12 protein-coding genes are annotated in these 13,693 nt (G+C 71.3%); 4 read left to right on the forward strand and 8 right to left on the reverse strand.

Annotated features, from left to right (window positions below):
* Nucleotides 1-20 precede the first annotated feature (20 nt).
* The 4 genes from DEJ33_RS17180 to DEJ33_RS07915 all read right to left on the reverse strand — a co-directional run bounded on the left by DEJ33_RS17180 (nt 21) and on the right by DEJ33_RS07915 (nt 2,986).
* Nucleotides 21-746, reverse strand: a complete 726-nt coding sequence (locus DEJ33_RS17180; protein ID WP_181436529.1) for a hypothetical protein — start codon at nt 744-746, stop codon at nt 21-23.
* A 1-nt stretch (nt 747) separates the two neighbouring features.
* Nucleotides 748-1,701 carry a 16S rRNA (cytosine(1402)-N(4))-methyltransferase RsmH gene (rsmH, locus tag DEJ33_RS07905; RefSeq protein ID WP_111077641.1) on the reverse strand — a complete coding sequence of 318 codons (954 nt, stop codon included), beginning with the start codon at nt 1,699-1,701 and terminating at the stop codon, nt 748-750.
* Between the two features lie 104 nt (nt 1,702-1,805).
* Nucleotides 1,806-2,237, reverse strand: coding sequence for a division/cell wall cluster transcriptional repressor MraZ (mraZ, locus tag DEJ33_RS07910; RefSeq protein ID WP_110903088.1), 432 nt, complete (start codon nt 2,235-2,237; stop codon nt 1,806-1,808).
* 344 nt (nt 2,238-2,581) lie between these two features.
* Nucleotides 2,582-2,986 (reverse strand): DUF3040 domain-containing protein, encoded by a 405-nt coding sequence (locus tag DEJ33_RS07915; RefSeq protein ID WP_111077642.1) that lies wholly within the window; start codon nt 2,984-2,986, stop codon nt 2,582-2,584.
* Nucleotides 2,987-3,070: 84 nt separating this feature from the next.
* On the opposite strand from DEJ33_RS07915, the gene DEJ33_RS07920 reads away from it, so the two are divergent.
* Nucleotides 3,071-4,189, forward strand: a complete 1,119-nt coding sequence (locus DEJ33_RS07920; RefSeq protein ID WP_111077643.1) for a polyprenyl synthetase family protein — start codon at nt 3,071-3,073, stop codon at nt 4,187-4,189.
* Between the two features lie 100 nt (nt 4,190-4,289).
* On the opposite strand, the gene DEJ33_RS07925 is transcribed toward DEJ33_RS07920, so the two are convergent.
* Nucleotides 4,290-4,646 (reverse strand): Rv2175c family DNA-binding protein, encoded by a 357-nt coding sequence (locus DEJ33_RS07925; RefSeq protein ID WP_258374599.1) that lies wholly within the window; start codon nt 4,644-4,646, stop codon nt 4,290-4,292.
* A gap of 264 nt (nt 4,647-4,910) precedes the next feature.
* Here DEJ33_RS07925 and DEJ33_RS07930 point away from each other — a divergent pair, with 264 nt between their 5' ends.
* Both DEJ33_RS07930 and pknB read left to right on the forward strand, forming a co-directional pair.
* Nucleotides 4,911-6,149 carry a LysM peptidoglycan-binding domain-containing protein gene (locus DEJ33_RS07930; protein WP_258374598.1) on the forward strand — a complete coding sequence of 413 codons (1,239 nt, stop codon included), beginning with the start codon at nt 4,911-4,913 and terminating at the stop codon, nt 6,147-6,149.
* A 104-nt stretch (nt 6,150-6,253) separates the two neighbouring features.
* Nucleotides 6,254-8,293 carry a Stk1 family PASTA domain-containing Ser/Thr kinase gene (gene pknB / locus DEJ33_RS07935; protein ID WP_111194737.1) on the forward strand — a complete coding sequence of 680 codons (2,040 nt, stop codon included), beginning with the start codon at nt 6,254-6,256 and terminating at the stop codon, nt 8,291-8,293.
* An 88-nt stretch (nt 8,294-8,381) separates the two neighbouring features.
* Here pknB and DEJ33_RS07940 read toward each other — a convergent pair whose 3' ends face one another.
* The 3 genes from DEJ33_RS07940 to DEJ33_RS07950 form a co-directional block, all read right to left on the reverse strand.
* Nucleotides 8,382-9,728: a class II 3-deoxy-7-phosphoheptulonate synthase gene (locus tag DEJ33_RS07940; RefSeq protein ID WP_111077740.1), complete on the reverse strand. Its 1,347-nt coding sequence runs from the start codon at nt 9,726-9,728 to the stop codon at nt 8,382-8,384.
* Nucleotides 9,729-9,849: 121 nt separating this feature from the next.
* Nucleotides 9,850-10,575 carry a 1-acyl-sn-glycerol-3-phosphate acyltransferase gene (locus tag DEJ33_RS07945; protein WP_110903197.1) on the reverse strand — a complete coding sequence of 242 codons (726 nt, stop codon included), beginning with the start codon at nt 10,573-10,575 and terminating at the stop codon, nt 9,850-9,852.
* 24 nt (nt 10,576-10,599) lie between these two features.
* Nucleotides 10,600-11,553: an ROK family glucokinase gene (locus DEJ33_RS07950; protein ID WP_110903196.1), complete on the reverse strand. Its 954-nt coding sequence runs from the start codon at nt 11,551-11,553 to the stop codon at nt 10,600-10,602.
* 122 nt (nt 11,554-11,675) lie between these two features.
* Between DEJ33_RS07950 and DEJ33_RS07955 the strand changes: the two genes are divergently transcribed.
* Complete coding sequence (locus DEJ33_RS07955; protein WP_258378127.1) at nt 11,676-13,580, forward strand: long-chain fatty acid--CoA ligase; 1,905 nt, start codon at nt 11,676-11,678, stop codon at nt 13,578-13,580.
* Nucleotides 13,581-13,693 lie beyond the last annotated feature (113 nt).

The following is a 13,693-nucleotide window of genomic DNA, read 5'->3' on the forward strand; positions in this document are numbered from 1 at the left end:
GGGTGGTGCTGAGCCCTCGGTCACCGGGTCGTGGGTGCCTGGAGCTGGTTCGCGTCGGACTCTACGGAGGACTTCGTCGAACCCTGGTCCGACGCGCTGGATGCCCCGGCCTTCCCAGTGTCGGCAGGTGCCGTCGCGGCCGGTGCGGCGGAGGCCGGTGCGGCGGAGGCCGGCGCACCGGCGGCCGGCGCACCGGCGGCCGGAGCAGCCGTGCTGTTCTCCTTGCTCGTCGCGGTGTCGCCCGGCTTCGCGGCGAGCGGGACGTCGCCGAGCAGGGAGTTCGGGACCTGGTTCGCGGTGTTGCCCGTCGCCTCTTCCGGTGTCGCGGGCGTCGGCGTGCCGTAGACGGTGCCGGTCTTCGGGTCGAGGTACACCGGCGTCGAGTTCGCGATCATGCCGAGGGCCTGCGCGTTGCGGGCCAGGTTCTGCGGCGACTCGAGCACCTTGAGCCCCTCGGACAGGGACGCCTGGGTGCGCGTGAGACCGGTCTGCTCGGTCTTCAACGAGCTGAGCGTGTAGGCGCCCTGGCTGAGCCCCATGCTGATGCCGAGCTGGGCCAGGAGCAGCAGCCCGAGCGCCGCGATCGCGACGATGGCGTAGGCCACCCGCGGTCGGGCACGGCGCTGCGCCCTGGTCGGGGTGACCTCGACGAGCTCCGGGCGCTTCCGCTCGGGTCGGCCGTGGTCCGGACGCGGCGCGCGCGACGGGGCGACGGCAGGGTCGACGAGTGCGAGGTTCGTGCTCATGTCACTTCCGGATCCGCTCGGCCGCGCGCAGGCGCACGGGGGTAGCTCGGGGGTTGGCGGCGCGCTCGGCCTCGTCGGCCTGCTCGGCGCCCTTGACGACCAGGGCGAAGGTCGGTGCGTGCTCGGGGAGCTCCACCGGCAGGTCCGCCGGGGCGCTCGAGGTGGTCCGTTCGACGAGGGCGCGCTTCACGATGCGGTCCTCGAGCGACTGGTACGACTCGACGACCAGGCGGCCGCCGACCCGGATGCGGTCGAGCGCGGCGGGGATCGCCCGCTCGAGGACGCTGAGTTCGGTGTTGACCTCGATCCGGAGCGCCTGGAAGACCCGTTTCGCCGGGTGCCCCTGCCGCTGGATCGCGACCGGGGTGGCGTCGTGGAGCACCTGGACGAGGTCGCCGGACATCGTGAACGGCTGCTCCGCCCGGCGTTCGACGATCGCCTTCGCGTACCGGCCGGCGAGCTTCTCCTCGCCGTAGCGCTGGAAGATCCGGCGCAGTTCGCGCTCGTCGTAGTCGGCGAGGACCTCGGCGGCGGTGATGCCCTGCGTCCGGTCCATGCGCATGTCGAGCGGGGCGTCCTGGCTGTAGGCGAAGCCGCGCTCAGCACGGTCGAGCTGCAGCGACGAGACGCCGAGGTCGAAGAGCACACCGTCGACCGCGTCGATGCCGAGGCCGTCGAGCGCCTCCGGCAGTTCGTCGTACACGGTGTGCACGAGGTGCACGCGGTCGCCGAAGCGGGCGAGCCGCTCCCCCGCGATGCCGAGGGCGTCCGTGTCGCGGTCGAGCCCGACGAGCGTCAGCTCCGGGAAGCGCTCGAGCAGGCCCGCCGAGTGCCCGCCCATGCCGAGCGTCGCGTCGACGACGACCTTGCCCGGGCCGTCGAGCGTCGGCGTGAAGAGGTCGACGATCCGCTCGAGCATCACGGGGGTGTGCGGGAACTTCTCCGGTGCTGCCATGTGCGCCCCTGGACTCCTGGGCCGTGGGTCCGGATCCCCATCCATGCGACCTGACACCGGGGAAGGTGTGTCAGGGCGGACGGCTGGGAGTCTCGATCCACGGATCAGAAGATCCCCGGGATCACCTCCTCGTCGTTCTCGGCGAAGGCCTCTTCGGTCTCCGCGTAGTAGGCCTCCCACGCACTGGTCGACCAGATCTCGGCGCGGTCACCGCTGCCGATGACCGTCAGGTCCCGCTCGAGCCCCGCGTACTCGCGGAGGTTCTGCGGGATCGTGACGCGGTTCTGCTTGTCGGGCTGTTCGGCGCTCGCTCCGGAGAGGAACAAGCGCATGTAGTCACGGGTCCGCTTCGACGTCATCGGCGCCTGGCGGATCCGTTCGTGGAGTTCCTCGAAGGTCCTGGCGCTGAAGACGACCACGCACCGTTCCTGGCCACGGGTCATGACGAGACCGCCGGAGAGTTCGTCCCGGAACTTGGCGGGCAGGATCACGCGACCCTTCTCGTCGAGCTTCGGGGCATGGGTACCGAGCAGCACTCGGGGCCTCCCCTCAGCTCCACCGGTCTTCGTCTCGCCCCACGGTACTCCACTTCCCTCCACTTCGCTGCTCCAGCGCACCACTCTCAGCCTCCGGCACCCCTTCTGGGGGCACTCACGGACCGACAGATGCCGCTCGATCCGCGCAACCACGGGCCTCCCGTCCGAGTGGAGCGCAGTGGAGGGATCCGGGCGCGCAGAACACCGGTGTTCGTCCATCACGCCGCGTCATGCGGCGGCGCCGAACCCGGACACCGGTGTCGTGCAGTCAGGAAGGTCCGCGCCGGGCACGAAAAAACGGGGCCGGCCTGGGAAGGCCGACCCCGTGGAGGAATGTGGAGGAACTAGTCCTGCTGGTTGCGCTTGTCCCAGCGCTCGTTCATCCGGTCGATGAAGGAGCCGCCGGAGGATCCGCGAGCCGGTCGTGCTCCGGTCCGGGCGGAGCGCGCGGACGCCGACGCGGCACGCGCCGGACGGGCCGTCGGGGTCCGACCACCCGGGCGGAGGGCGAAGAGCACCCCGGCCAGCATCACGACGAAACCGAGCACACCGATCAGGGGCTGCTTGATGACGAGCCCGAGGACGATCACACCGACGCCGACGAGACCGATCAGGACACCGATCGTGATCGCGGTGTACGTCGGACGGCCCTGGCGGCGGGTGACGCGCGCCACGAAGTCGGAGTCGTTCTGGTAGAGGCTCCGCTCCATCTCTTCGAGGAGGCGCTGCTCTTGCTCCGAGAGTGGCATCTTGGTTCCCTCTGGTTCCTGGGATCGACGCGGTGGAAGGGGTGGATCGATCTTACGACCGGACCACCCACTAAGGTAAGGACCGTGGCTGAGAGTACGCGATTAGTGGACCTCGTCTCGGCGCGGATCGATCGGGCTCTCGACGAGCAGCGCGACCGCCTCGCGGCGATCAGTCCCGACCTGGTCTCCTTCGACACGTTCGCCCGTGACCTGCTGTCCGGCGGCAAACGGTTCCGGGCGCTGTTCTGCTACTGGGGTTGGCAGTCCGTGGCGGGCCGTTCGGGCTCGTTCGACCCACTGTCGGAAGGCGCCCGACAGACCACGGCCGAGGCGATCGTCACCGCCGCCGCCGCACTCGAGGTCTTCCACGCCGCAGCCCTGGTGCACGACGACATCATGGACCGTTCGGACACCCGTCGCGGGCGTCCGGCAGCGCACCGCCGTTTCGAGTCGCAGCACGCCGACTCCGGCTGGGTGGGCGACCGCGCGCTCTACGGCACGAACGCCGCACTGCTCCTCGGCGACATGCTGCTCTCGCTCAGCGACTCCCTCTTCGACGAGGCCCTCGCGCTGCTCGACCCGGTGCGCGCGCGGATCGTCCGCCAGGAGTTCCACACGATGCGGCTCGAGGTGACCGCGGGTCAGTACCTCGACATCCACGAGGAGACCGCCTGGCCGACGGTCGACGACGCCGAACAGCTCGTCCGGGCGCAGCGGGTGATCGTCTTCAAGTCCGCGAAGTACTCGGTCGAGGCACCGCTGCTCATCGGCGCGCTCATCGCGGGCGCCAGCGAGAGCCAGCTCGACGGCCTCCGGTCGTTCGGACTCCCCCTCGGCGTGGCGTACCAGCTGCGAGACGACATGCTCGGCGTGTTCGGAGACCCCGAGGTCACGGGCAAGCCCGCCGGCGACGACCTCCGCGAGGGCAAGCGCACCGTGCTCGTCGCGACCGCCCGCAAGTCCCTCCCGGTCGGTGCCCGCCAGCTGCTCGACGAGCTGCTCGGCGACCCGGACCTCGACGACGACCAGGTGCAGATGCTCCGCGCGACCCTCACCGACTCCGGCGCGGTCAGTGCGGTCGAACGCTCGATCGAGCGGCACGTCCAGCGGGCGAAGGCCGCGCTCGACGCGTCGCCGCTGACCCCGTCGGCCCGCGAACAGCTCGCCTCGCTCGCGGACACGGTCAGCCGCCGCTCCGCCTGATCCGGCTCGACCTTGATCCGGCGCGACCCCGTACAGACGGGAGGCCCGACACCAGCTGGTGTCGGGCCTCCCGTCCGTCGGTCGGTCGCGTCGGCCGGTGCTACAGCAGCGACTGCGCGGCGCGCCGGACCTCGGCCTTGCGGTTCGCACGGAGCGCGGCGATCGGTGTCGTCCCCATCGCGTCGTCCTCGGTGAGCATCCACCGGACGGCCTCGTCATCGGTGAGCCCGTTGTCGCCGAGGACGATCAGGGTGCCGCGCAGCGAGGGCAGCGGTTCGGTGTCGTCGAGGAACTCGCTCGGGACGCGCAGGACGCCGTCCACGCGGGCGGGCAGCAGGGTCCGCTCCTCGAACAGGCGATGGACGCGGCCGGGGCTCACCCCCAGCAGCTCGACCAGGTCGGGCACGGTCAGCCAGCGTTCGGACAGGGCGTCGTCTCCGGGAAGGGCAGCACTCACGGGTCCCATCGTGCCAGAGCCGGGCGGACCCGCGCAGCACCCGGGGGGCGCGAGCCCGTCGAGCACGCCCGATCCGGCTCGATCGAGTCACACCAGTCACAGAAGTCACAGAAGTCACATGAGTCACGAGCACAACTTCCGGCGCTCTGGTTGACTTGGGAATCACAGCATGTCAGCGTGTGGTCACCTGGGTGCGCCGTGTGTGCACACACGGCCGACAGACCAACCCCGTACCGACGACGTGCGCCAGACAGGAGAACGACCGTGGACAGGGACACGACCCCCGACGAGGCAGCCCGACGCCTCCGTTCGTCGCGCTTCGCGACGATGCCGATCGTCCTCGCCGGCACGATCGCGGTGACCGCCGGACTGACCGGACCGATCGCCCACCTCGAGCAGCGCCACGACGACGAGTCCGGTCGCCGGCACGTCGACGAGGACCGGGACCTCGGCTCCGGGCCGGTCTTCGCCACCGCGGTCGCCCGCCAGCAGAAGCCGGTGGTCACCACCGTCGCCGCCACGCGCTCCGCGGCCCCCACGACCTACACCGTGCGCCAGGGGGACACCGTCTCCGGCATCGCCGCACGGTACGGCCTGTCGGCGCAGGAGATCCTGGTCCGCAACGGCCTCGGCTGGAACACGATCATCCACGCCGGACAGACCCTCCGGCTCGCCTCGACCCCGGTCGGCGGAGCGGTCACGTCGACCGCCACGACCGCGAGCTACCACGTCAAGCAGGGCGACACCGTCTCCGGCATCGCGGCGAAGGTCGGCGTCTCGACCGCCGCGCTCCTCACCGCCAACGAGCTCTCGCAGCGCAGCGTGATCTACCCCGGTCAGTCCCTGCGCGTGCCGGCCGGACGGTCGAGTGCCACGAAGACCGCCACGACCGCCGGGCCGTCGGCACCCAGTGCCGCGCCCACCACGACCGCCACCGTGCGTCGCGCTGGCTCGGTCACCATCGGCAACGGCGACACCATCGTCTCGGTCGCCACCACGCACGGGGTCTCGGTCGCGTCGCTCCTCGCGGCGAACGGCCTGACCTACACGAGCACGATCTACGCCGGCAGCACGCTCGTCCTGCCCTCGAGCGGCCCGTCGCTCTCCACGGAGCAGCGCACCAACGCCGCCACGATCGTCCGCGTCGGCCGCTCACTCGGCGTCTCGGACCGGGGCCTCGTCATCGCGCTGGCCACCGCGATGCAGGAGTCGAACCTCCGGAACCTCGCACACGGCGACCGGGACTCCGTCGGTCTGTTCCAGCAGCGTCCGAGCCAGGGTTGGGGCACGCCGGGTCAGCTCCAGGACACCGTGTACGCGTCCGAGCTCTTCTTCGGCGGCTCGCGCAACCCGAACCCCGGCGTCACCGCCGGTCTGCTCGACATCCCGGGCTGGTCGTCGATGAGCGTGACCGAGGCGGCGCAGGCCGTCCAGCGGTCCGCGTACCCGAAGGCCTACGCCCAGTGGGAGCAGTCGGCCCACGCCTGGCTCCGCTCGCTCTGACCTCCGGTCGATCCGCAGCGCCGGGTCATCCCTCCGGTCGAGATCGTGTAACGACCGGTGCGCCGGTGCCGGTCCTCCCCGTCCGGATTCGTAGAATGCCGCAGATGACCACGAACGCCGCCACGGACCCGATGATCGGTCGCATGATCGATCAGCGGTACCGCGTCCGCTCCCGCATCGCGCGCGGCGGCATGGCGACCGTGTACCTGGCGACCGACGTCCGGCTGGAGCGCCGGGTCGCGGTGAAGATCATGCACGGGCACCTGGCGGACGACCAGGCCTTTCGTGAGCGCTTCATCCAGGAGGCCCGCTCCGCCGCCCGCCTGTCCCACCCGAACCTCGTCGGCGTCTACGACCAGGGCGCCGAGGACGACTGCGTCTACATCGTCATGGAGTACATCCCGGGCATCACGCTCCGGGACCTGCTGCACGAACACCGCGCGCTGACACCCGAGCAGGCGACGGACATCCTCCGCGCCGTGCTCGCCGGCCTGGCCTCGGCCCACCGCGCCGGCATCGTGCACCGCGACCTCAAGCCGGAGAACGTCCTGCTCGCCGACGACGGGCGCATCAAGCTCGGCGACTTCGGGCTGGCCCGAGCCACCACCGCGAACACCGCGACCGGCGCCGCACTGCTCGGCACGATCGCGTACCTCTCCCCCGAGCTCGTCACCCGCGGCGCCGCCGACTCGCGCAGCGACATCTACGCGCTCGGCATCATGCTCTACGAGATGCTCACCGGCGAGCAGCCCTACAAGGGCGAGCAGCCGATGCAGATCGCGTACCAGCACGCGAACGACACGGTCCCCGCGCCGAGTGCGGCACGGCCGGGTGTCCCCGCCGAGCTCGACGACCTCGTCCTGTGGGCCACCGCCCGGGACCCGCGAGACCGTCCCCTCGACGCCCGCGAGATGCTCGACCACATGGCCGGCGCACAGCAGCGCGCGACCGGGCAGTACCGGACCGCCGTGCTCCGCCCCGAGAACGCGACCGCGATCCTCCCGTCCGGTGGCAGTCCCGGAGCCGCGGCCTTCGGGGACGACGTCGAGGACGCCAGCGAGCACGACACCACGGTCCTGGACCGTCGGGGCACGCAGGAGACGCTGGCGCGCCCCCGCAACCGCAACACACCCGGGCCGCGACGCACCGGCGCGGTGACCGCGACCCTGTCGCCGGCCGGACAGCGCCTGGCCGACAAGTCCGCCAAGCGGCGGAAGCGCGGCTGGATCGCGCTGGTCATCGTGCTCGTCCTGGCCGTCGTCGGCGCCGGGATCGCCGCCTGGTACGGCCCCGGACCGGGTGGCAACGTCCGGATCCCCGCCGTCGCGGGCAAGACGGTCTCGCAGGTCCGCCAGGCGCTCGTGTCGAACGGTCTCCGTGCCGCCGAGGCCACCACGAGCCGTCCCGACCTGCAGGTCGCCGCCGGCCTGGTCACCGCGACCCAGCCGCCCGCCGAGCGCGCGGTCCGGAAGGGCACCGCGATCCGCATCGTCGTGTCGAGCGGTCCGCGGATGATCAGCCTGCCGACGATCGTCGGGCAGTCCGTCTCCACCGCCCGCGCGGCGCTGGACGACGACTTCGACCTCCAGGACCCGCAGTACCGGTTCTCAGCCGACGTCCCCGCCGACACCGTGATCGCCGCGACCGGACGCGACAGCTCGGGCGCGGTCGACCTCACCACCGTCGAGCAGTACCCGGAGCGCGGCCCGGTCACGCTCACCGTCTCGCTCGGCGCGGTCCCGGACGTCACCGGCGAGACCGTCGCCGACGCGACCGCCACGCTGCAGGGCGTCGGCCTGGTGCTCGGCAGCCAGACCCAGCAGTTCAGTGAGACGGCACCGGCCGGCCAGGTCGTCTCCGCCGCCCCCGCCGACGACCCCGTCGTCAAGGGCACGGCCATCGACGTCGTCGTGTCGAAGGGGCCCGCTCCGATCACGATGCCGAGGGGCCTCGAGGGGAAGACCATCGACGAGGCCACCGCGACCCTGCAGGCGCTCGGGCTGGAGGTCAGCTACCCGGACTGCACGAACATCCTCTGCGGGTTCTACGACTGGAAGAGCAAGCTGCCGGTCACGTCCACGAACCCGGGCACCGGGGCCACGGTCCACAAGGGCGACACGATCGCCCTCTCCTACGACCAGTAGGGCCTGCTGCGCGTCGCGGCCCGACGACGGACGGGAGGCCCGACACCGGACCGGTGTCGGGCCTCCCGTCCTGCAGGCGGTCCAGCGGTCAGCTGCGGGTGACCGACGGGTGCGCGCGGAGCTCCTCGGCCACCAGGAAGGCGAGCTCGAGGGACTGCATGTGGTTCAGCCGCGGGTCGCAGAGCGACTCGTAGCGTGTGGCCAGGGTGGCCTCGTCGATGTGCTCCGAGCCGCCGAGGCACTCGGTGACGTCGTCGCCCGTGAGCTCGACGTGCATGCCGCCCGGGTACGTGCCGACCGCGCGGTGGACCTCGAAGAAGCCGAGGACCTCGTCCACGACGTCGTCGAAACGGCGGGTCTTGTAGCCGTTCGGGGTCGTCAGGCCGTTGCCGTGCATCGGGTCCGTGACCCACAGCGGCGTGGCGTCCATGCCCTTCACCGCTTCGAGCAGCTTGGGCAGCTCGTCGCGGATCCTGCCGGCTCCCATGCGCGTGATGAAGGTGAGGCGGCCCGGCTCGCGCTCGGGGTCGAGCTTCTCGATGAGGGCTTCCATGTCGGCGACCGTCGTGGTCGGGCCGAGCTTCACGCCGATCGGGTTCCGCACGCGGGACAGGAAGTCGACGTGGGCACCGTCGAGGTCACGGGTGCGCTCCCCGATCCAGATGAAGTGGCCGGACGTGTCGTAGGGCTGGCCGGAGCGCGAGTCGATCCGGGTCATCGGGCGCTCGTAGTCCATGAGCAGGCCCTCGTGCGAGGCGTAGAACTCGACGTGCTTGAGCGCTTCGAAGTCGGCACCGCACGCGGCCATGAACTGGATCGCGCGGTCGATCTCGGCGGCCAGGTTCTCGTAGCGGGCGTTCGCCGGGTTGGCGGCGAAGCCCTTGTTCCACGAGTGCACCTGCCGCAGGTCCGCGAAGCCGCCCTGGGTGAACGCGCGCACCAGGTTCAGGGTCGACGCGGCCGTGTGGTAGCCCTGCACCAGTCGACGCGGGTCCGCCTGGCGGGACTCCGGCGTGAAGTCGTAGCCGTTGACGATGTCGCCGCGGTACGCCGGCAGTGTGACGTCCCCGCGGGTCTCGAGGTCGCTCGACCGGGGCTTGGCGAACTGGCCCGCCATCCGGCCCATCTTGATGACCGGGGTCGACGCACCGTAGGTGAGGACGACCGCCATCTGCAGGATCGTCTTGACGCGGTCGCGGATCGAGTCGGCGGTGGCACCGGCAAACGTCTCGGCGCAGTCACCGCCCTGCAGCAGGAACGCCCGACCGGACGCTGCGGCAGCCAGGCGGTCGCGGAGCTGGTCGACCTCGCCCGCGAAGACGAGCGGCGGCAGCGTGGCGATCTCGGCCGAAGCGGCTTCGGCGGCCGCAGGGTCCGGCCACGTCGGCTGCTGCTTGATCGGGAGCGTGCGCCAGTGGTCGAGGCCCGCGATCAGGTCCGGATCCTGCAGGGTGAGGGAGTCGATCGACTCGGACAAGGCTGCACCTCGGTGTTCTGGTTCACGCACGGCCGTCGGCGGTCCGACGGCGTCCCGACGGATGCGGGACCGTCCGAGCCTACCGTCCGGCGGTGGTACGACGCTCGCGCATGACGCTCTCGCGGGCCGTGGTGGCCCGCTCCTTGACGCTCGTCGCGTAGACGTCCTCGTACTCCTGCCGGCTCAGCCCGCGGAGCTCGTGCATGATCTCGTCCGTGACGCTCCGCAGGATGAAGCGGTCGGTCTCCAGTCCCTCGAAGCGCGAGAAGTCGAGCGGCTTGCCGAAGACGACGCCGACCCGCTTGAACTTCGGGAACTTCTGGCCGATCTGCTGGACCTCGCGCGTGCCGACCATGGCGACGGGGACCACCACGACCCGGCCTTCCAGGACCATCCGGGCGATGCCGGTGCGGCCTCGGTAGAGCTTGCCGTCCGGGCTGCGGGTGCCCTCGGGGTAGATGCCGAGCTGCTCGCCGCGGGCCAGGACCTGCAGGCCGGTGCGGAGCGAGGCCTCGGACGCCTTGCCGCCGGAACGGTCGATCGGCAGCTGTCCGATCGCGTTGAAGAACGTCTTCGTCGCCCAGCCCTTGAGGCCGCGGCCGGTGAAGTAGTCGCTCTTCGCCAGGAACGACATCCGGCGGTCGAGCACGGCCGGCAGGATCACCGAGTCGATGAACGACACGTGGTTCGACGCGAAGATGACCGGGCCGGAGGCCGGGACGTTCTCCCGTCCGATCACCCACGGCCGGAACAGGGTCAGGATGAGTGGGCCGAGCACGAAGTTCTTCAGCAGCCAGTAGAGCATCGTCGACTCCGTCGGGTGGGGGTGTCAGGCCGTTCGGGCGTGGATGCGGGCGAGGTCGGCAGCACCGACGACGCCGGCGTCGTTGACGAGCTCGGCGATCACGAAGTCCGGCTCCGGGTGGTAGCCCCGGGCCGGCAGGTTGTTGAGGTACGCCTGCTTGATCGGTTCGAGCAGCCGGTCCCCCGCGCTCGCGACACCGCCGCCGAAGACGAACAGCTGCGGGTCGAGCACGGCCGACAGCGACGCGCAGGCCTCGCCGAGGTGTCGGCCGAGACGCCGGAGGGCCGCGAGGGCGCCCGGGTCGTCGGCGAGGATGAGCTCCCCCACGACGGCGCCGTCGAGGTGCCCGCCGTTGGCGTCGCGCGCTTCGGCCAGGGCGACACCGATGCCGCCGGCGTCCGCGACGTCGTTCGCCATCCGCTGCAGGGCGCGGCCGGAGCCGTACTGCTCGATGCAGCCGCGGGCACCGCAGCCGCAGGGCAGGCCGTTCGGGACGATCCGCAGGTGGCCGATCTCGCCGCCGGTGCCGAAGCCACCGCGGAACAGCCGGTCCTCCGTCACGATCGCGCCGCCGACACCGGTGCCGATGGTGAGCATGGTCATGTCGGACACGAGCCGTCCGGCGCCGAAGCGGAACTCGGCCCATCCGGCGGCGTTCGCGTCGTTGTCGACGGTGATGTGCAGGTCGCCCAGACGCTCCTGGAGCTTCTGGCGCAGCGGCTCGTTCCGCCAGCGGATGTTCGGCGTGTAGTACACGATCGACTGCGAGGCGTCGATGAAGCCCGGGGCAGCGACCCCCACCGCACCGACCTGGTGCTGGAGTCTGAGGCGCTCGACCATCGACACGACGTCGTCGAGCATGGCGACCGGGTCCGCAGCGTTCGTGGCGACGCGGTCCTCGGCGAGGATCTCGCCGAGCTCCGTGACGACCGCTCCCGCGATCTTGGTGCCCCCGATGTCGATTCCGATGGCATGCACGAACACGGAGCCTACCGGTTCGGCGGCGACTCACCGAACGTCCCGGCAGGCGTCCTATGCTGAACGGGAGCCGTCTCGAAGATGAGCGGACTCACATCGAACGGGACAACGAGGGAGTTGCCGTGACCGATCAGCGTGCCGACCGCACGACGTCCACCAGCACGGGCGGAGCGCCCGCCGCGCACGAGGCAGTACCGGCCGGTGACACCGGCCCGGTCGCCCCCGACCACGGCTCCGCCGCCCGCCTGCTGTCCGACCGCGCACGGCTCACCCCCGCGCGACCGATCCTGGCCGAGCGCACCGGTGACACGTGGACCGGCATCGCCGCCGCGGACGTCCTGGCCCGGGTCCGCGCCATCGCGAAGGGCTTCGTCGCCGCCGGTCTGCAGCCCGGGGCGCACGTCGCGATCCTCTCCCGCACACGCATGGAGTGGACACTCGTCGACTTCGCGGTGTGGACCGCGGGCCTGGTGTCCGTGCCCGTCTACGAGACGAGTTCCCCGGACCAGATCCGCCACATCCTGTCGGACTCCGAGTCCGTGGCGATCGTCGTCGAGAAGGAGGAGCACGCGCGCCGTGTCGCCGGCATCGCGCCCGACCTGCCCCACCTCGGGCAGCACTGGACCATCGACGGCGGTGGCCTGGACGACCTGGCGCGTTTGGGTGAGGAGATCGCCGACGACGAGCTCGACGCCCGCACCGCCGCCGTCTCCGGCCGCGATGACGCCACCATCATCTACACCTCGGGCACCACGGGCCGGCCGAAGGGGTGCGTGCTGCGCCACGACAACTTCACCGCCACGGTGGAGGGCTCGACAGAGGCGATGTCCGAGATCGTCGCCGGGGACGCCTCCACGCTGTTGTTCATCCCGATGGCCCACGTGTTCGCACGGTTCATCGCCGCGATGTCGGTCTCGGCGGGCGTCCTGGTCGGCCACGAGCCGGACACGAAGGACCTCATGCGGGCGGTGTCCACCTTCAAGCCGACCTTCCTGCTGGCGGTCCCCCGGGTGTTCGAGAAGATCTACAACTCGGCCGAGCAGAAGGCCGACCTCGGCGGCAAGGGGCGCGTCTTCCGCGCCGCCGCCGCCACCGCCGTCGCGCACTCCGAGGCCGTGGGCGCCGGACGGGTCCCGCTCGGGCTCGCCCTGCGGTTCCGGCTGTTCGACCGGCTCGTCTACAGCAAGCTCCGCGACGCGATCGGCGGCCGTGTCCGGTACGCCATCAGCGGTTCCGCGCCGCTCTCCCCGCGGCTGTCGCACTTCTTCCGCTCGATCGGCGTGCACATCCTCGAGGGCTACGGGCTCACCGAGACGACCGCCCCCGCGACGGTGAACCGGGCGACCGAGCTCCGGATCGGGTCGGTCGGCCGGGCACTGCCGGGCGTCGAGGTCCGGATCGCGGACGACCAGGAGATCCTGATCCGCGGTGTCGACGTCTTCGATCGCTACTGGAAGAACCCGGACGCCACCGCTGCCGCCTTCCGCGACGGCTGGTTCCGCACCGGCGACCTCGGTCGGCTCGACGGCGACGGGATCCTGTCCGTCACCGGCCGCGCCAAGGAGCTCATCGTCACCGCGAGCGGCAAGAACGTCGCGCCGGCCCCGCTCGAGGACGCGATCCGCGAGCACCCGATCGTCGGCCAGGTCGTCGTCGTCGGCGAGGGCAAGCCCTTCGTCGCCGCGCTCGTCACGCTGGACCGCGAGATGCTCCCCGGCTGGTGTGAGGCGCGCGGCATCTCCCCGGCGCTCAGCCCCCAGCAGGCGGCGCACGACGAGCGGGTGCAGCAGGCCGTCCAGGAGGCCGTGGACACCGCGAACGGACGGGTGTCCCGTGCCGAGTCGGTCCGGTCCTTCTCGGTCGTCGACGCGGACCTGACGGAGGCCTCCGGACACCTCACACCGAAGCTCACGATCAAGCGTTCGGTCGTCCTCCGGGACTTCGCCGCGGACATCGAGTACATCTACTCGGGCTCGAAGGTGCAGACCACGGCGACGCCGGTGGTGCAGTCGCGACGACGGCACTGAGCCTCTGGCATCGAGCGACCGGCACCGGCCGGACAGCCTGGAGGCCCGCCACCCGTCCGTCGGACGGGTGGCGGGCCTCCAGTGCGTGGCCGGTGCGGCCGGTGGCTGACGGA

The organism is Curtobacterium sp. MCPF17_047 (assembly GCF_003234045.1).
Lineage (GTDB): Bacteria > Actinomycetota > Actinomycetes > Actinomycetales > Microbacteriaceae > Curtobacterium.